The sequence below is a fragment of the Pseudoxanthomonas sp. LjRoot206 genome (genome assembly GCF_056175725.1).
In genome coordinates this window covers 137,728-156,346 of record NZ_JBGFFI010000005.1, presented here as the reverse complement: position 1 = coordinate 156,346, position 18,619 = coordinate 137,728, and the positions used below count along the sequence as shown (strand labels likewise).

The window sequence follows — 18,619 nt, the reverse complement described above, 5'->3', positions numbered from 1 at the left end:
TCTGGCGCGCCTCTTGTGGTACACTCGGCAGGCTGCAGAACCCGCCGGAATCCCCGCCTGTCGCTGCCTCGCCGGCCTACGCCGGCTAGGCCCGTTTTGGCCGCGATTCCGGCCCGAGACAACCTGAGAAACACGGAACCCGAATGGCCGATACCGCCAAGGAAATCATCCCCGTCAACCTCGAAGACGAGATGCGTCGCAGCTATCTCGATTACGCGATGAGCGTGATCGTGGGGCGCGCGCTTCCGGATGTCCGCGACGGCCTCAAGCCTGTCCACCGGCGCGTCCTGTTCGCGATGAACGAACTGGGCAACCACGCCAACAAGCCTCACGTGAAGTCCGCCCGTATCGTCGGCGACGTGATCGGCAAGTACCACCCGCACGGCGACCAGTCGGTCTACGACACGCTGGTGCGCATGGCGCAGCCGTTCTCGCTGCGCTACATGCTGGTCGACGGCCAGGGCAACTTCGGTTCGGTCGACGGCGACTCCGCCGCCGCCATGCGTTACACCGAAGCCCGCATGGCCAAGCTCACCCACGAGCTGCTGGCGGACATCGACAAGGAAACCGTCGATTTCCAGCCCAACTACGATGAGAAGGAACAGGAACCGACGGTCCTGCCGACGCGTTTCCCGAACCTGCTGGTCAACGGTTCCGCAGGCATCGCGGTGGGCATGGCGACCAACATCCCGCCGCACAACCTGTCGGAAGTGGTCAACGGCCTGATCGCGCTGATCGACAACCCCGAGCTGGATGTCGACGGCCTGATGCAGTACATCCCCGGCCCGGATTTCCCCACCGGCGGCATCATCAACGGCACCGCCGGCATCATCGCCGGCTACCGCACCGGCCGCGGCCGCGTGCGCATGCGCGCCAAGGCCGACATCGAGGTCAACGACGACAACGGCCGCGAGTCGATCATCGTCACCGAGATCCCGTACCAGGTGAACAAGGCGCGGCTGATCGAGAAGATCGCCGAGCTGGTGAAGGAGAAGAAGCTCGAGGGCATCAGCGAGTTGCGCGACGAGTCCGACAAGGACGGTATGCGCATCTACATCGAGGTCAAGCGCGGCGAATCGGCCGAGGTCGTCCTCAACAACCTGTACCAGCAGACACCGATGGAGTCGGTGTTCGGCATCAACATGGTGGCGCTGGTCGACGGCCGCCCGCAGCTGCTCAACCTGAAGCAGATGCTGGAAGCCTTCGTGCGCCACCGCCGCGAAGTGGTGACGCGCCGGACCATCTTCGAACTGCGCAAGGCGCGCAATCGCGCCCACATCCTGGAAGGCCTGACGGTCGCGCTCGCCAACATCGACGAGATGATCGAGCTGATCAAGACGTCGGCCAACCCGCAGGAAGCGCGCGAGCGCATGCTGGCCAAGACGTGGGAGCCGGGCCTGGTCGGCTCGCTGCTCGCCGCTGCCGGCGCGGAAGCGTCGCGTCCGGAAGACCTGCCCGCCGCGATCGGTTTCGTCGACGGCCGCTACCAGCTCAGCGAGGCGCAGGCCACGCAGATCCTGGAAATGCGCCTGCACCGCCTGACCGGCCTGGAGCAGGAAAAGCTGACCGAGGAATACCGGCAGCTGCTGGAAGTCATCGCCGGCCTGATCCGCATCCTCGAGAACCCGGACGTGCTGCTGCAGGTGATCCGCGACGAGCTGCTGAACGTCAAGGCCGAGTTCGGCGACGAGCGCCGCAGCGAGATCCGCCACAGCGAAGAAGACCTCGACATCCTCGACCTGATCGCGCCGGAAGACATGGTGGTCACGCTGTCGCACGCCGGGTACGCCAAGCGCCAGCCGGCCAGCGCCTACCGCGCGCAGAAGCGCGGCGGCCGTGGCCGCAGCGCGGCGGCGACGAAGGAAGAGGATTTCATCGACCAGCTGTGGCTGGTCAACACGCACGACACGCTGCTCACCTTCACCAGCAGCGGCAAGGTGTTCTGGCTGCCGGTGTACCAGTTGCCGGAAGCCGGCTCCAACGCGCGCGGCCGCCCGATCATCAACTGGATCCCGCTGGAAGCCGGCGAGAAGGTCCAGGCGGTCGTGCCGGTGCGCGACTACGAGGACGGCAAGTTCGTCTTCTTCGCGACCAGGAACGGCACCGTCAAGAAGACCCCGCTCACCGAGTTCGCCTTCAAGCTGGCGCGCGGCAAGATCGCGATCAACCTGGACGAAGGCGATGCCCTGGTCGGCGTGGCGCTGACCGACGGCGAGCGCGACGTCATGCTGTTCGCGTCCAACGGCCGCGCCGTGCGCTTCTCCGAAGGGCTGGTGCGCGCCATGGGCCGTACCGCCACCGGCGTGCGCGGCATGCGCCTGGCCGAAGGCGCCGATGCGGAAGCCGAAGGCGAGCAGGACGAGGGCGAGGCGGCCGAGGGCGAAGGAACGGCGGCGATCGTCGATACCGGCTCGGAAGTGGTCAGCCTGGTCGTGGTCGACGGTGATGGCGACATCCTGACCGCCAGCGAGCGTGGCTACGGCAAGCGCACCCCCGTCGCGGACTATCCGCGCAAGGGTCGCGGCACCCGCGGCGTGATCGCACTGAAGACCACCGAGCGCAACGGCCGCCTGGTCGGCGCCATCCAGCTGTCCGACCACCACGAGGTCCTGCTGATCTCCGACGGCGGCACGCTGGTGCGCACCCGTGCGGCGGAAATCTCGCAGGTCGGCCGCAATACCCAGGGCGTCACCCTGATGCGGCTGTCCGACGGCGAAGCCCTGCAGGCGGTGGAGCGCCTGGATGCCTCGCTGGACGACGAGGACACGGGCGAGGGCGTCGTGGGTACGGCAGCGGTCGCGCCCGACGTCACCGATGCGCCGCCGGAGGCCTGATCGTCGATTCACATGAGAGTGTGCGGGGCATAACCCCGCCGCTTTCATCACTGCGTTCTATACTGCCGATACGACCACGGCAGGGAACGGCACATGGGATCGGCACGTCGCAACACCCCGAACGCGCGCAGTCGCTGGTTGCGCGCGTTTTTTATTGGCCTTGTCGCAGCGGCGTCACTGGCCGGCTGCAAGCGCAATGAGTCGGGACAGCTGCCCGAAGCGAGCGGCGAGCCGATCAAGGCACAGGCCGCCAAGGTCGAAGGCTTCGCTCTGGTCGGGGCCTATCCCGGCCAGCATGACGGCGATCTCGCCATCGCGCTGGAGTTCAGCCGGCCGCTGGTCAGCGCGCAGGACTTCGACGAACTGCTCGTGGTCAAGGACGCCAACGGCGCCGCGGTGAAAGGCAGCTGGGTGCTGGACGACAAGGGCCTGGTGCTGCGCTTTCCCTCGGTGGAAGCCGCCAAGGACTACGACGTCACCCTGAAGGCCGGGCTGTCCGCCGCCGACGGCACCCGCCTGGGCAAGGACGAGACGCGCAAGGTGCATACCGGCGAACTCGATCCGGTCGTCGGCTTTGCCTCGCAGGGCAGCGTGCTGCCGGCGCGCGAGAGCCGCGGCCTGCCGGTGGTGTCGATCAACGTGCCGGAAGTGGACGTTGAATTCCTGCGCGTGACCGAGAAGCAGTTGCCGAAGTTCTTCGCCGAGTACCAGCGCGGCGGCCGCCGCGGCAGCTGGGACCTGGACAGCGAGTACGGCGACAGCACGCCGCTCGGCCAGCTGGCCGAACCCGTCTACCTCAACCGCTTCGTGCTGGGCGGCAAGCCCAACGAGCGCGTGCTGACCTACCTGCCGATCCAGGACATCCGCGAATTGCAGGATCCCGGCCTGTACTTCGCGGTGATGAAGCGCACCGGCAAGTTCGCCGGCGAGTTCGAGACGGCCTTCTTCACCGTCAGCGACATCGGCCTGCACACGCGCGCCTACAAGGACAAGCTGTTCGTCCATACCGCTTCGCTGCAGGACGGCTCGGCCACCGGCAGCGTCGAGCTGAAGGTGCTCGACGCCCGCGGCGAAGCCGTCCTGGCCGGCAAGACCGACGGCAACGGCAATGCGCTGCTGAACTACACGCTGGACGCCGCCCACGTGCTGGTCGCCACGCGCGGCAAGGACGTGTCGATGCTGCCGTTCAACCAGCCGGCGCTCGACCTATCCGAGTTCGCCGTCGCCGGTCGCGAGCAGGCGTGGTTCGACGTGTTCGCCTGGTCGGGCCGCGATCTGTACCGCCCCGGCGAGACCGTGCGCATCTCCGCGCTGCTGCGCGACAACGACGGAAAGCCTGTGCCGGCACCGAAGCAGGGCGGCGGCCAGCCGGTGTTCCTGCGCCTGAAGCAGCCGGACGGCAAGGTCTTCCGCGAGACGCGCCTGCAACCGGGTGCGCAGGGTTATTTCAGTTTCGAGCAGGCGATCCCGGTGGAAGCGCCGACCGGGCGCTGGCAGGTGGAATTCCGCACCGATCCGGCCAGCAAGGAAGCCGTGCAGGGCATGACGCTGCGCATCGAGGAGTTTCTGCCCGAGCGCATGAAACTGGACCTGGACGCGTCGCCGGTGCTGAAGCCCGGCCAGCCGCTGAAGCTCAAGGCGACCGCGGCCTACCTGTACGGTGCGCCGGCGAGCGGCAACCGGTTCACCGCCAAGCTCGCGGTGGCGGTGGAACAGCACCCGCTAGAGCAATTGCCGGGTTACTTCTTCGGCGACCCGACGATGGAACTGCCGAAGGACGCCAAGGACGTCATCGACACCACGCTGGCCGACAACGGCGTGCTGGAAGAGGACATCGCACTGCCCGCGGAAGCCAAGCCGCGCAGCCCGATTGCCGCCATCGTGTCCGGCAGCGTCTACGAGACCGGCGGCCGCACCGTGAACCGCACGCTCAAGCGCGTGCTGTGGCCCGCCGACGCGCTGGTCGGCATCCGTCCGCTGTTCGACGACAAGGACGGCGCGGACGCCAACGCCAACGCAGGCTTCGAAGTGGTGCGCATGGACGCTGCCGGCAAGCCGCAGCCCGGCAAGGGACTGAAGGCCACGCTGGTGCGCGAGCTGCGCGACTACCACTGGAACCATTCGGACGACGGCGGCTGGGATTACGACTTCACCCGCCGCTTCGAGAACAAGGAAACGCGCACGCTGGACGTCGGCGCGGGCGCGTCGAAGATCGATTTCCCGGTGGAATGGGGCGAGTACCGGCTCGACGTGTTCGATCCCGCCACCGGCCTGACCACGCGCTATCCGTTCCGCGCCGGCTGGAGTTGGGACGACCAGAACCGCGGACTCGACGCGCGTCCCGACAAGGTCAAGCTGGCGCTGGACAAGACCGGCTACAAGGCCGGCGACACGCTGAAGGTCACCGTCACCCCGCCGCATGCCGGCAAGGGCCTGCTGATGGTCGAGAGCGACCGCATGCTCTACGTGCAGGCGATCGACGCCAAGCCAGGCAGCACGTTCTCGATCCCGGTGACCAAGGACTGGGAACGCCACGACGTCTACGTCACCGCGCTGGTGTTCCGCGGCGGCTCGGCGCCCAGCAAGATCACGCCGGCCCGCGCGGTGGGCGTGGCGCACGTGCCGATGGACCGTCGCGACCGCCGCGTCGCCGTCGGCCTGTCGGTGCCCAAGCAGATGCGCCCTGAGCAGAACCTGCCGGTCACGGTCAGCGTGCCGGAACTCGCGGGCCAGATGGCGCACGTCACCGTGTCCGCGGTGGACGTGGGCATCCTCAACATCACCCGCTTCCCGGTGCCGGACGCCAACGCACAGTTCTTCGCGCAGCGCAGGCTGGGCGTGGACGCCTACGACATCTACGGTCGGGTGATCGAAAGCTTCGAAGGCGGCAGCGCCAAGATGCGCTTCGGCGGCGACATGGCGTTGTCGGCCCTGCCGCAGGCGAAGCGGCCGACCTCGCGCGTGCAGACGGTGGACCTGTTCTCCGGCCCGGTGAAACTGGACGGCAAGGGCAACGCGCGCGTCGCGCTGAAGGTGCCGGACTTCAACGGCACGCTGCGCGTGTCGGCGCTGGTCTATTCGGACACGCGCTACGGCAACCGCGACCGCGAAACCGTGGTGCGCGCGCCGATCGTGGCCGAAGCCAGCCTGCCGCGCGTGCTGGCGCCGGGCGACAAGAGCACGGTGACGCTGGACGTGCAGAACTTCACCGGCAAGGCGGGCGCGTTCAAGGTGCTGGTGAACGGCGAAGGTCCGCTCAACATCGGCGAAGGCAGCAAGACCGCCGACTTGTCCGTCGATGCCAAGCGCACGTTGACGTTCCCGATCACGGCGGGCGAGGGCTACACCACCGCGCAGGTGCGGGTGCGGGTGGAAGGCAACGGCTTCAAGGTCGACCGCCGCTACGACGTGCCGGTGCGTGCGGGCTGGCCCGCCGTCCTGCGCTCGCGCACCCAGGTGCTGGACAGCCTGGTGCCGGTGGAGATGGGCGCGGGTTTCGCCGACGGGCTGATGCCCGGCTCGGTGACCGCGCGCATGACCGTCTCCGCGCTGCCGCCGATTCCGTTCGCCAGTGCGCTGAAGGGTGCGCTGGAGTATCCGTACGGCTGCGCCGAGCAGACCACCAGCAAGGGTTACGCCGCACTGGAACTGGACGACGCCACGGCCAAGCTGCTCGGCATCGACGGGCTGGAAGTGAAGAAGCGGCGCGAGCGCATGGAAGGTGCGTTCGGGCGGCTGGCGTCGATGCAGGTGGCGAACGGCCACTTCTCGATGTGGGGCAACGACGACTACATCAATCCGGGCCTGACGCCGTACATCGCCGAGTTCCTGCTGGACGCGCGCGAAGGCGGCTTCGCCGTGCCGGACGCGGTGCTGCAGAAGGCGCTGACCCGCCTGAGCGAGGACCTGCTGGCCGGCGGCGCGCAGTTCTACGGCTACGATCGGCGCGACCACCTCAAGTTCGCCAACCAGGCGTACGCCGGCTACGTGCTCGCACGCGTCAACCGCGCCCCGCTGGGCACGCTGCGCGCGCTGTACGACAACGAGCGCGGCAAGACGCTCACTGGCCTGCCGCTGGTGCACCTGGGCATCGCGCTGTCGCTGCAGGGCGACAAGTCGCGCGGTGCGAAGGCGATCGCGGAAGGCTTCGCCAAGACGGGCGATCGACCGGAATACCTCGGCGACTACGGCACCCGGCTGCGCGACGATGCGCTGATGATCGCGCTGGTGCATGAGCGCAAGCTGGCCAAGCCGGAGTACGACCGCCGGGCGATCTCGCTGGGCCGCGAGCTGGACGCGCGCCGCAACAGCGGCTGGATGTGGCTGAGCACGCAGGAACAGGTGGCGCTGGCCCGTCTGGGCAAGGCGTTGATGGTCGACCAGAAGAAGCTGGTCTCCGGCCAGTGGAGCATCGGCGGCGACGCCGAGGCGATCGCGCCGGTGCGGCTGTTCGGCCGCAGCGTCGACCACGCCTCGCTCGCACGTGGCCTGCGCTTCACACCGGAAGGTTCGCCGCCGCTGTACGCCTCGCTGGACGTCGCCGGCATCCCGCGCAGCGCACCGGCGCCGGACGATCGCCAGATCGGCATCGAGCGTCGCTACTACACGACCGACGGCCAGGAGTGGAAGGGCGGCACGCTGAAGGAAGGCGAGGCATTGATCGTGCGCGTCGGCATCACCGCCAACGTGGCGATCCCGGATGCGCTGTTCACCGACCTGCTGCCTGCGGGCCTGGAGATCGAGAACTTCAATCTCGGCGACGCCAAGCAATGGGCGGAAGTCGTGGTCGATGGCATCTCCATCAGCGATCGCGGCAGCGCGGCGGACGTCAAGCACGAGGAGTTCCGCGACGACCGCTACGTGGCGGCGCTGAAGCTGGAGCGCCGCGATACCGCCAAGCTGTTCTATCTGGTCCGCGCGGTGACGCCGGGCACGTACACCGTCCCGCCGTCGCTGGTGGAGGACATGTACCGTCCAGACATCCGCGGCGTCGGCAAGGCGTCGCCGGCGACGATGACGGTGGTGCAGCCATGATGCGAGCGCATTCCTTTCGTCGTCCCGGCGCGTGCCGGCATCCACGATGTTGATCTCGCCCGCCGTTTTGCCATGAAGGTGTGGGGAGTTGCAAACCGGGAGTCCAGCATGCGCGGGGATGACGGCGTCGGAGCATGCGAAGTGAAACAGCCGTCATCCCGGCGAAAGCCGGGATCCATTTTGATCCTCAGTGATCCATGCCGTGATGGCGAAACGGATGACAAGCAACATGGATTCCAGCGTGCGCTGGAATGACGGCAACCGGCGTGCTGATAGGTTCTCGGAACGTCATCCCGGCAAAAGCCGGGATCCATTTTGATCTTCAATGATCTATGCCGTGATGGGGCAACGGAGAAAAGACAGAATGGATTCCAGCGTGCGCTGGAATGACGCGCATCGTGGCCGCCGCTGGCTGTCCTGGCTGCGGTGGTCGACGGTGTCCGTGCTGCTTGCGGTACTGGCGCTCGACCTCGCATTCCCGCCGCCGTTGCCGAAAACCCGCGACACCAGCACGCTGGTCGTCGCGCGCGACGGCACGCCGCTGCGTGCGTTCGCCGACCGCGACGGCGTATGGCGCTATCCCGCCACCCCGGACACGGTGTCGCCGATCTACCTGCAGGCGCTGCTGAACTACGAAGACCGCTGGTTCTGGAAGCATCCCGGCGTCAACCCATGGGCCTTGCTGCGCGCGGCCGGACAGTTCGCCCGCCACGGACGCGTGGTGTCCGGCGGATCCACGCTGACCATGCAGGTCGCGCGCATGCTGGACCGCCACTCGCGCACTCCGTGGGGCAAGGCCAAGCAGATGTTGCGCGCGGTGCAACTGGAAGCGCACCTGTCCAAGCGCGAGATCCTCACGCTCTACCTGGAGCGTGCGCCGTTCGGCGGCACCATCGAAGGCGTGGACGCGGCCAGTTGGGCGTATCTCGGCAAGCCGGCGTCGCGGTTGTCGCATGCCGAGGCCGCACTGCTCGCGGTACTGCCGCAATCGCCCAGCCGGTTGCGCCCGGATCGCCATCCTGATGCCGCCCGCATCGCGCGCGACAAGGTGCTGCAGCGCATGGCGGATCTTGGTGTCTGGTCGAAGGCCGAGGTCGACGATGCGCGCATCGAGCCGGTCGTCGCCCGCAGCCTGCAGGCACCGTTGAGCGCGGCACTGCTGGCCGAACGGCTGCGCCGCCAGCAGCCGCGCGCCTCGCGCATCACGTCCACCATCGACGCCGGCCTGCAGCGCACGCTGGAAGAACGCGTGCAGGGCTACTTCTCCACGCTGCCGGCGCGTACGTCGGCCGCGTTGCTGGTGGTCGACAACGCCACGATGGAGGCGCGCGCCTACGTCGGCTCGGTGGCGTTCGGCGATCGCGAACGCCTGGGGCATGTCGACATGGTGCAGGCATGGCGCTCGCCGGGATCGACGCTGAAGCCGTTCCTGTACGGGCTGGCGCTGGACGATGGCCTGATCCATTCCGAGAGCCTGCTGGTCGATGCGCCGCAGTCGTTCGGCGGTTATCGTCCCGGCAACTTCGACGCCGCCTTCAACGGTCCAGTCAGCGCCGCCGACGCGCTGCGCCTGTCGCTCAACGTGCCGGCCGTGGACCTGCTGGATCGCGTCGGTCCGGCGCGCTTCTCCGCGCGGCTGGCAAACAACGGCCTGGTCCTGCGTTATCCGCGCGGTGCGCAACCGAACCTGTCGCTGATCCTCGGCGGCACCGGCGCGCGCCTCGAGGATCTGGTGGGTGCCTACGCGGGCTTGAACCGCGGCGGGCTGTCGGGCCGCGTGCGCTATATCGCGCAGGATCCGGCTTCGGACCGTCGCCTGTTGTCGCCGGGCGCGGCGTGGATCATCCGCGAGGTGCTGGAGGCGCACCCGCGCCCCGGCTACGGCAGCGGTCTGCTCGATACGGGCAACCGTCCGCGCGTGGCCTGGAAGACCGGCACCAGCTACGGCTTCCGCGACGCGTGGGCGCTCGGCAGCACACGCCGCTACACGGTCGGCGTGTGGGTGGGCAGGCCGGACGGCACGCCGCTGCCCGGCCAGTACGGTGCGGTCACCGCGTTGCCGCTGATGTTCGAAGTGATCGACAGCCTGCCGCGCGCGCAGGGCGATGCCGGTCCGGTGCCGCCGCCCGCCGGCGTGGCCGAACAGGCGATCTGCTGGCCGTTGGGAACGCTGGCGGAAGCCGAACCGCCGGCGCTGTGCCAGCGCAAGCGCGATGCCTGGACGCTGGGCGGCAACGTGCCGCCGACGTTCGCCGAGCGCGACGCACGCCTGTGGAACCCCGGCCGCGAGCGCTTCGAGGTGGATGCGCGGACCGGCTTGCGCCTGTCGGGCGCGTGCACGCAGGCGCATGACGCCCGCAGCACCGAGATCGCGCGTTGGCCGGCGTTGGCGTCGCCATGGCTGCCGGCGCGCGAGCGGGTGGCGTCGCGCCTGCCGCCGCTGTCGCCGGACTGCCAGCCCGATGGTCGCGATGCAGCTGAGGAGCTGCGCATCGATGGGCTGAACGATCTGGCCACGCTGGCCCGCGCGCCCGGCAGCGAACACGGTGTGCGCCTGCAACTGCGCGCACTCGGCACCGACACGCGCGTACAGTGGCTGCTGGACGGTCGCTGGATCGCGGGGACGCGAGGTGCCCAGTCGTTCCAGCAGGACTTCACCGAAACGGGCGATCACCAGCTCACCGCACTCGCCGACAGCGGTGCCTGGGCGCGGGTACGGTTCAACGTGTTGCGGTAGGACGAGGGAACGCGTGCACCCTCGCATGCGCGAAGCCTGCCCGCGATGCTTTTCCGTGCAACGGTCGAAAGGCATCGCGCCCGAGGGCGCTCCTACAAAGAAGCGGGGGTCGCATGCTTTGTAGGAGCGGGCCATGCCCGCGATGCTTTTCCGTGCAACGGTCGAAAGGCATCGCGCCCGAGGGCGCTCCTGCAAAGAAGCGGGGGTCGCATGCTTTGTAGGAGCGTGCCATGCCCGCGATGCTTTTCCGTGCAACGGTCGAAAGGCATCGCACCCGAGGGCGCTCCTACAAAGAAGCGGGGGCGCATGCTTTGTAGGAGCGGGCCACGCCCGCGATGCTTTTCCGTGGAATGCCGACAGGCATCGCGCCCGAGGGCGCTCCTACAAAGAAGCGGGGGTCGCATGCTTTGTAGGAGCGGGCCATGCCCGCGATGCTTTTCCGTGCAACGGTCGAAAGGCATCGCGCCCGAGGGCGCTCCTACAGGACAGGGGGCGCGAGGCGGCCTGCGTCAGCCGATCTGTTCCAGCATGTGCTCCGCGCCCGAAACCTTGTACTCGCCTGGCGCTTCCACGAACAAGTGCCTCACCACGCCGTCCTCTGCATACAGGGCGAAGCGCTTGGCGCGGATGCCCATGCCGTAGGCGCTGGCGTCCATCTCCAGGCCCAGCGCCTTGGCCAGGTCGGCATTGCCGTCGGCCAGCATCTGCAGGCCGTCCGGCACGTGCTGGGTCTTGCCCCAGGCCTGCATCACGAACGGGTCGTTGACCGACACGCAGAACACCTCAATGCCACGACTGCGGAAATCCTCGAAGTGCTGCACGTAGCTGGGCAGGTGCTTCTCCGAGCAGGTCGGGGTGAACGCGCCGGGCACCGCGAACAGCACTGCCTTGCGGCCGTCGAACAGGGTGGTGGTGTCCACCGTTTCCACGCCTTCGCGGATGCGCTTGAGGGTCACTTCAGGGATGCGCTCGCCAACCTGGATGCTCATGGGATTGCCTTGTGTGGATGGAAACTGAATGCAGTGTAGCGCGCAGCGGTCATGCCGCCGTGACGGGCTTGAAAGGCCGGGGCGCGCGCCTATTTTCCAGGGCATCGGCGACCGGCTACCCGGCGCCACTTCCCGAGGAGATACCGACATGAGCATCGTGCAGTACAACCCCTGGGGCAACGCCCGCGGCCTGCAGGACGAGATCAAGCAGGTCTTCGACCGCTTCCTGGGCGAAGCCGACGCCGACCAGTCCAACGTGGTGACCAGCCAGTGGGCGCCGCGCGTGGACATCCGCGAGGATGCGGACCGGTTCGTGATCCTGGCCGACATTCCGGGCGTGGATCCGCAGGACATCGAGATCCACATGGACAAGGGTATCCTGACCCTGCGCGGCGAGCGCGCGTCCGAGAAGAAAGACGAGGCAAGCCGGTATTCGCGCATGGAGCGCGTGCACGGCACCTTCTACCGTCGTTTCTCGCTGCCCGACAGCGCCAACGCGGATGGCATCACCGCCACCGGCAGGCATGGCGTGCTGCAGATCGACATCCCGAAGAAGCCGGAGACCACGCCGCGCCGCATCCAGGTGCAGTGACCGTCCGGCCTGCCGGAACACGGCAGGGCCGCGGGCGTAGCGATAGAATCGGCCCGTGGCGCCTGCGTCGCGGGCCGTTCTTTTTTCCGATGCCGTGCGTGCGCGCGGCATCCGTCTGCGGAGATTCCATGCAGTTCAAGGACTATTACGCGGTGCTGGGCGTGGAGCCCAGCGCCGGCGATGCGGAGATCAAGACGGCGTACCGCCGGCTGGCCCGCAAGTACCACCCGGACGTCAGCAAGGAGCCGGGTGCGGAAGATCAGTTCAAGGCCGTCAACGAGGCCTACGAAGCGTTGCGCGATCCGCAGAAGCGCGCCGCCTACGACCAGTTGCGCGCGCGCGGCTACCGGCCGGGCGAGGAATTCCGTCCGCCGCCGGACTTCGGTCGCGGCGGCCCAGGCGCGCAGGATTTCGACTACGAGGAGATCTTCGGTGGCGCGGGCGGCGGCAGTGGCGGCTTCAGCGACTTCTTCGAAGGCCTGTTCGGACGCCGCGCACGCGCGGAGCAGGGCGCGCCGCGGGGACCGCAGCCGTCGCGCGACTCGCGCGCCAAGCTGGCCGTACCGCTGCAGGCCGTGCACGACGGCGGCAGCGTGCGGGTGAACGTCAACGGCCGGCAGTTGGACGTCAAGGTGCCGACCGGGGTGAAGCCGGGGCAGGTGATCCGGTTGACGGGGCAGGGCAGCCAGGGCGGCAACCTGTTGCTGGAAGTGGAGTACGCGCCGCACCCGCAGTTCGAGGTCGATGGCCGCAACATCATCCATGTGCTGTCGGTGACGCCCTGGCAGGCCGCGCTCGGGGCGACGCTGGCGGTGCCGACGCTGGGCGGCGAGGTCGAGCTGAAGATCCCGCCGGATTCGGATTCCGGCCGCAAACTGCGCCTGCGTGGACGCGGTCTGCCGGGGACGCCGCCCGGCGACCAGATCGTCGAGCTGGAGGTTACCGCGCCGCGAGCGGAGACCGAGGAACAGCGTGCGGCCTATGCCGGGCTGGCCAAGGTGTTCGGCCAGGCCTGAGCCAATACATGACTCCGTTGTAGGAGCGGGCCATGCCCGCGATGCTCTTGAATGGAGCGCATGAAAGGCATCGCGGGCATGGCCCGCTCCTACAGGTCGCGACGGTTGCGGCGAGCATGGCGAAAATTTCGCCATCGATCTTGACAGGCCCGTCGCGCAAGGTCGCCACGCGGTTATCCACAGTTTCGTGCACGCGTCATCCACACCTGCTGTGGAAAACCCCGCCCCCGGCGATGGGCGTTCCCGGCCCTGAAAGCACCACGCCACCCGGAGGTGGCGTGGTGGACGATGCGGCAGGTTGGTGTCGCGCTTACTTGACCGGCTTGCCCGCCGGTGCGCTGGACGGTGCGGTCAGGCCACGCTTCTCCAGCAGCGGCTCGATCTTGGGATCGTGGCCGGCGAAGTCGCGGAACAGCTTCATCGCGTCCTGGCTGCCGCCCTGCGACAGCAGCGTCTTGCGGAAGTGGTCGCCGTTCGCGCGGGTCAGGCCGCCGTTGTTCTTGAACCATTCCACGCTGTTGGCGTCCAGCACTTCCGACCAGATGTAGGCGTAGTAGCCGGCCGAATAGCCGCCCATGATGTGGCTGAAGTACGGCGTCTTGTAGCGCGGCGGCACCGGCGCGTAGTCGATGCCGTCGGCGGCTAGCGCGGCGGCCTCGAACTTCATCACGCCGTCGGCGGCGGGCACCTGGTCGTCGGTGATCTGGTGCCAGCGCTGGTCGAGCATCGCGGCGCCCAGGTACTCGGTCGTCGCGAAGCCCTGGTTGAACTTAGACGCGGCGATCACCTTGTCCAGCAGCGCCTGCGGCATCGCTTCGCCGGTCTTGTGGTGCTTGGCGTAGTTGGCCAGGATCGACGGCCAGTCGGCCCACATCTCGTTGACCTGCGACGGGTACTCGACGAAGTCGCGCGGCACGCTGGTGCCGCTGAAATACGGGTACTTCACGTCGGAGAACATGCCGTGCAGCGCATGGCCGAACTCGTGGAACGTGGTGGTCACTTCGTCCCACGTCATCAGCGTCGGTTCGCCGGCCGGCGGCTTCGGCACGTTGAGGTGGTTGGCGACGACCGGCTTGTCGCCGCTCAGGCCCGACTGCGACACGTACGAGTTCATCCACGCGCCACCGCGCTTGGAGTCGCGCGCGTACGGGTCGAAGATGAAGATCGCCAGCTGCGACCCGTCGGCGTTGAACACGTCGTAGGTCCAGGTGTCGGCGTGGTACTTCGGCAGGTCGGTGCGTTCCTTGAACGTCAGGCCGTACAGCTGGGTGGCGGCGAAGAACACGCCGTTCTCCAGCACGTTCTTCATCTCGAAATACGGCTTGAGCTGCGATTCGTCGAAGTTGTACTTCGCCGCGCGGACCTTCTCGGTGTAGAACGCCCAGTCCCACGGCTCGAGCTGGAACGTCGGCTGGCCCTTGGCCTTCTGCTCCTGGTCGATCATCGCCTGCAGGTCGGTGGCCTCGCGCTTGGCGTTGGCCACCGCGGCCGGCGCCAGCTTGCCGAGCATCGCGTTGACGGCTTCCGGCGTACGCGCGGTCTGGTCTTCCAGGCCGTAGGCGGCGTGGTTCGGGTAACCCAGCAGCTTCGCGCGGTCGGCGCGCAGCTTCATGATGCGCGAGACCAGCGCGGTGGTGTCGAACTCGCCGCCGCGGCTGCCGCGCGTGACGGACGCCTCATGCAGGCGCTGGCGCAGCGCGCGGTTGGTCAGCTGCGACTCCGGCGGCTGGCCGGTGGTGTTGAGCAGCGTCAGCACGTACTTGCCTTCATGGCCGCGCTTCTTGGCGACCTCGGCGGCCGTCGCGATCTGGCCCGGGGTGAGGCCGTCGAGCTGCTTGACGTCGTCGACCACGACGGCCGATGCGTTGACTTCCTTCAGCACGAAGTCGCTGAACTGGGTGCCCAGCGAAGCCAGTTCGGCGTTCATCGTCTTCAGCGTGGCCTTGTCGGCATCGTTGAGGTTGGCGCCGGAGCGGACGAAGCTGGTGTGGTAGCGCTCGATCAGCCTCACGCCCTGCGCGTCCAGGCCCAGCGTCGTGCGCTTGTCGAACAGCGCCTTGATGCGGGCGAACAGCTTCGGGTTCAGGCTGATGGCGTCGCCGTGCGCGGCGAACTTGGCGGAGTAGTCGGCGCGCAGCTTGTTGCGCGCGTCGTTGGTGTCGGTGCCGACCAGGTTGAAGAACACGGTGGTCGCACGGTCCAGCACCTGGCCGGATTTCTCCAGCGCGATGATGGTGTTGTCGAAGGTCGGTGCGGCCGTGTTGTTGGCGATCGCATCGATCTCCTTCAGCTGCTCGGCCATGCCGGCGTCGAAGGCGGGGGCGAAATCGCTGTCCTTGATCTTGTCGAACTGCGGGTAGTGCAGCGGCAGCGGGCTTTCGGTGAAGAAGGGATTGGCGGCCTGGGCCGTCTGGGTGGCCGGCGTGGCGGCCTGGCTGTAGGCGGGCATGGCGAGTCCGAGGGTCGCGGCAAGCGCGATGGCGAGGCGGGTGGTCATGGAGCGCTACGTCCTTACAAAGGTGGATCCCCAAGGGTAACCCAGGGGAGAAAGCGGGGACCCATGACGAAAGGCATGGGCGAGGGGCCGGGAGGCGCCCCAAGCTGCGGCAGAATGGCGCTTTCGCCCTCGTCGGAGAGTCCTGTGAAGCCTGTCCTTGCCTTCTGCTGCGCGTTGTTGCTGGCACCCTCGGCGCTGGCCGCCGAGACCCTGAAGTACGTCGCCCTGGTGGACGGCGGCAAGCAGGCGGGCGAACAGACGGTCACCGTGGGCGACGACGGCACCACGCGCGTGGACTTCATCTTCAAGGACAACGGCCGTGGTCCCGAGCTGAAGGAGGAGTTCCGCCTGCGCGCGGACGGCACCTACGAGCGTTACCACGTCACGGGTGCTTCGACGTTCGGCGCGCCGGTGGACGAAAGCTTCACCCGCGAGGGCGATACCGGCCGCTGGAAGAGCACCTCGGACAGTGGCACGCATGCGTTCACCGGCACGGCGCTCTACACCCCGCTGGGCGGCACGCCGGCGTCGATGTCGGTGGCGCTGGCGGCACTGGCCAAACAGCCCGACGGCAAGCTGCCGCTGGTCCCGAGCGGCACGCTGACGCAGCGCACGGTCGCGTCGATGGACATCACCAGCGGCAAGAAGATGCAGACCGTCGACCTGCTTGCACTGACCGGCATCGGCTTCACGCCCAGCTTCGTCTGGGTGACGCGCGGCGCCGAGCCGCGCCTGTTCGCCTACATCTATCCGGGCTTCCTGCAGCTGATCGAAGACGGTTGGCAGGGCAGCGCCAACGCCCTGGAGGCGCGGCAGAAGACCGCCGAGCGCGAAGCGCTGGTCGCGTTGCAGCAGCGCCTGGCGCATCCGCTGCCGGGCACCACGCTGATCCGCAACGCGCGCGTGTTCGACAGCGAGAAGGCCGTGCTCGGCCCGGCGCAGGATGTCGTGGTGCGCGACGGCAGGATCCTGTCGCTCTCGCCGGTCGGCCAGTCGCGGGTGGCCGCCGACAACGTGGTCGATGCCGGCAACCGTGTGCTGCTGCCGGGCCTGTACGACATGCACGTGCATGCCGGCAGTTGGGAGGGCGGCCTGCACTTGGCCGCGGGCGTGACCAGCGCGCGCGACATGGGCAACGACAACGCCACGCTGCAGCAGCTGATGGCGGAAGAGAAGGACGGCACGTTGATGCATCCGCGGGTGATCCCCGCCGGCTACATCGAAGGCCAGAGCCCGCATTCGTCGCAGGGCGGGTTCGTGGTGAAGGACCTGGCCGGCGCGAAGCAGGCGATCGACTGGTACGTCGAGCACGGCTATCCGCAGATCAAGATCTACAACTCCTTCCCGAAGGAGATCCTGCGCGACACCACCGCCTACGCCCACCAGCGCGGCATCCGCGTCAGCGGCCACGTGCCGGCGTTCCTGCGCGCGCAGGACGTGGTGGAGCAGGGCTACGACGAGATCCAGCACATCAACCAGGTGATGCTGAACTTCTTCGTCACCCCGGAGACCGATACGCGTACGCTCGCGCGCTTCTATCTGGTGGCGGACAAGACCGACGCACTGGATCTCGACAGCAAGCCGGTGCAGGACTTCATCGCGCTGCTGGCGGAGAAGCAGATCGTCATCGATCCGACGCTGGCGACCTTCGAGTTCATCCACCAGCGCGAGGGCCAGCTGTCGCTGATCGTCGCCGATGTCGCCGACCACCTGCCGCCGGACGTGCAGCGAGGTCGCCGTGCGGCGGAAATGGATGTTCCCGACGACGCCACCGGCGCGCGCTACAAGCGCAGCTTCGACAAGCTGGTGGAGTTCACCGGTCGCATGTACCGTGCCGGCGTGCCGCTGGTGGCAGGCACCGATGAACTGCCGGGCTTCACGCTGCAACGGGAGCTGGAACTGTACGTGCAGGCAGGCCTGACGTCGTCGCAGGCCCTGCAGGTCGCGACCTGGAACGGCGCCAAGTACACCCGCACGCTGGACGACGCCGGGTCCATCGTGCCGGGCAAGCGCGCGGACCTGGTGCTGGTGGACGGTGATCCGACCGCCGACATCGCCGATATCCGCAAGCTCGCACTGGTGATCAAGGGTGGTCGCGCCTACTACCCGGCCGAGATCCATGAAGCGCTGGGCATCACGCCGTTCGCACCGGCCATCAAAGTGCAGCCGGCGCGGTGAGGAAGTTCCTGTAGGAGCGACGTCAGTCGCGACCGCAGATTCGGAGTGCGCCAGTCGTGCGGTCGCGACTGACGTCGATCCTACACAAGGGCGCGCTTACACCAGGATCTCGTAGCGCCGCCAGATCCACGACAGTTCGTACAGCAGCGCGGCCACGGCGAAGCCGCCGTGGTAGCGCGGGTTGCGCGTGACGACGGAGGCCAGGCTCGCGAGCACGAACGCCGCGTTGCGGACCCAGTATTCCGGCCCGAGCTGCTGCACGTAGGCGCTGCCCTTGATCAGCGTGTCGCCGGCGTCGACCACGAACATCACCGCCAGCAGGCCGAAGAACCAGCGTCGCCGCCCGTAGTAGTAGTCGCGGTAGCCGACGCCGTCGGCCAGCGACTCGGGGAACACCAGCGCGCACAGCAGGTACAGCAGCAACGCGTACAGCGTGACGAACAGGTAGAGCGTGAAGTTCCAGTGCGCCTGGTGCGACAGGCTGAACTGCCACCACCAGAAGTGCAGCACATAGACGAACAGGAAGCCGGCCCACAGCAGGTGCACACCGTAGAGGCGGTGCGCCTGCGGACGTTCGACGATGCGCGCGACATGGCGCAGCAGGTGGGTCAGGCCCAGGCCGACGATCATGCCCAGCAGGATGCGGACATGGATGTACAGGTTGGCATGGCTGGCGGGGTCGGCGTCGTGCATGGCGGGTTCCCTGGGCCGGTATCGGCACGGTAGCCGAGTCCGGGCGCGT

At 67.9% G+C, this 18,619-nt stretch carries 9 protein-coding genes; 6 read left to right on the top strand and 3 right to left on the bottom strand.

Going from position 1 to position 18,619, the window contains the following annotated elements:
• The first annotated feature begins 143 nt into the window (after positions 1-143).
• The 3 genes from gyrA to pbpC all read left to right on the top strand — a co-directional run bounded on the left by gyrA (position 144) and on the right by pbpC (position 10,605).
• Complete coding sequence (gyrA, locus tag AC04MD_RS16090; protein WP_475498292.1) at positions 144-2,834, top strand: DNA gyrase subunit A; 2,691 nt, start codon at positions 144-146, stop codon at positions 2,832-2,834.
• A gap of 93 nt (positions 2,835-2,927) precedes the next feature.
• On the top strand, positions 2,928-7,868 hold the full coding sequence (locus tag AC04MD_RS16085) for an alpha-2-macroglobulin family protein (protein WP_475498291.1): 4,941 nt from the start codon (positions 2,928-2,930) through the stop codon (positions 7,866-7,868).
• Between the two features lie 364 nt (positions 7,869-8,232).
• A complete protein-coding gene (gene pbpC, locus AC04MD_RS16080; protein ID WP_475498290.1) occupies positions 8,233-10,605 on the top strand; it encodes a penicillin-binding protein 1C in 2,373 nt (790 codons plus the stop codon).
• Positions 10,606-11,114: 509 nt separating this feature from the next.
• On the opposite strand, the gene AC04MD_RS16075 is transcribed toward pbpC, so the two are convergent.
• Positions 11,115-11,594 carry a redoxin family protein gene (locus tag AC04MD_RS16075; protein ID WP_475498289.1) on the bottom strand — a complete coding sequence of 160 codons (480 nt, stop codon included), beginning with the start codon at positions 11,592-11,594 and terminating at the stop codon, positions 11,115-11,117.
• 148 nt (positions 11,595-11,742) lie between these two features.
• Here AC04MD_RS16075 and AC04MD_RS16070 point away from each other — a divergent pair, with 148 nt between their 5' ends.
• Positions 11,743-12,186 carry an Hsp20/alpha crystallin family protein gene (locus tag AC04MD_RS16070; RefSeq protein ID WP_475498288.1) on the top strand — a complete coding sequence of 148 codons (444 nt, stop codon included), beginning with the start codon at positions 11,743-11,745 and terminating at the stop codon, positions 12,184-12,186.
• Positions 12,187-12,314: 128 nt separating this feature from the next.
• Positions 12,315-13,202, top strand: coding sequence for a DnaJ C-terminal domain-containing protein (locus AC04MD_RS16065; RefSeq protein WP_475498287.1), 888 nt, complete (start codon positions 12,315-12,317; stop codon positions 13,200-13,202).
• Positions 13,203-13,512: 310 nt separating this feature from the next.
• On the opposite strand, the gene AC04MD_RS16060 is transcribed toward AC04MD_RS16065, so the two are convergent.
• Positions 13,513-15,699: a M3 family metallopeptidase gene (locus AC04MD_RS16060; protein ID WP_475498286.1), complete on the bottom strand. Its 2,187-nt coding sequence runs from the start codon at positions 15,697-15,699 to the stop codon at positions 13,513-13,515.
• A gap of 144 nt (positions 15,700-15,843) precedes the next feature.
• On the opposite strand from AC04MD_RS16060, the gene AC04MD_RS16055 reads away from it, so the two are divergent.
• The gene (locus AC04MD_RS16055; protein ID WP_475498285.1) at positions 15,844-17,877 is read left to right on the top strand and encodes an amidohydrolase family protein; all 2,034 of its coding nucleotides are present in this window, start codon (positions 15,844-15,846) and stop codon (positions 17,875-17,877) included.
• A 96-nt stretch (positions 17,878-17,973) separates the two neighbouring features.
• Here AC04MD_RS16055 and AC04MD_RS16050 read toward each other — a convergent pair whose 3' ends face one another.
• On the bottom strand, positions 17,974-18,570 hold the full coding sequence (locus AC04MD_RS16050; RefSeq protein WP_475498284.1) for a hypothetical protein: 597 nt from the start codon (positions 18,568-18,570) through the stop codon (positions 17,974-17,976).
• Between the last annotated feature and the right edge of the window lie 49 nt (positions 18,571-18,619).

Coding starts and splice junctions, on each gene's coding strand:
- AC04MD_RS16050 (WP_475498284.1), bottom strand. CDS start 18,570: ATGCACGACGCCGACCCCGCCAGCCATGCCAACCTGTACATCCATGTC.
- AC04MD_RS16065 (WP_475498287.1), top strand. CDS start 12,315: ATGCAGTTCAAGGACTATTACGCGGTGCTGGGCGTGGAGCCCAGCGCC.
- AC04MD_RS16075 (WP_475498289.1), bottom strand. CDS start 11,594: ATGAGCATCCAGGTTGGCGAGCGCATCCCTGAAGTGACCCTCAAGCGC.
- AC04MD_RS16070 (WP_475498288.1), top strand. CDS start 11,743: ATGAGCATCGTGCAGTACAACCCCTGGGGCAACGCCCGCGGCCTGCAG.
- gyrA (WP_475498292.1), top strand. CDS start 144: ATGGCCGATACCGCCAAGGAAATCATCCCCGTCAACCTCGAAGACGAG.
- AC04MD_RS16060 (WP_475498286.1), bottom strand. CDS start 15,699: ATGACCACCCGCCTCGCCATCGCGCTTGCCGCGACCCTCGGACTCGCC.
- pbpC (WP_475498290.1), top strand. CDS start 8,233: ATGGATTCCAGCGTGCGCTGGAATGACGCGCATCGTGGCCGCCGCTGG.
- AC04MD_RS16085 (WP_475498291.1), top strand. CDS start 2,928: ATGGGATCGGCACGTCGCAACACCCCGAACGCGCGCAGTCGCTGGTTG.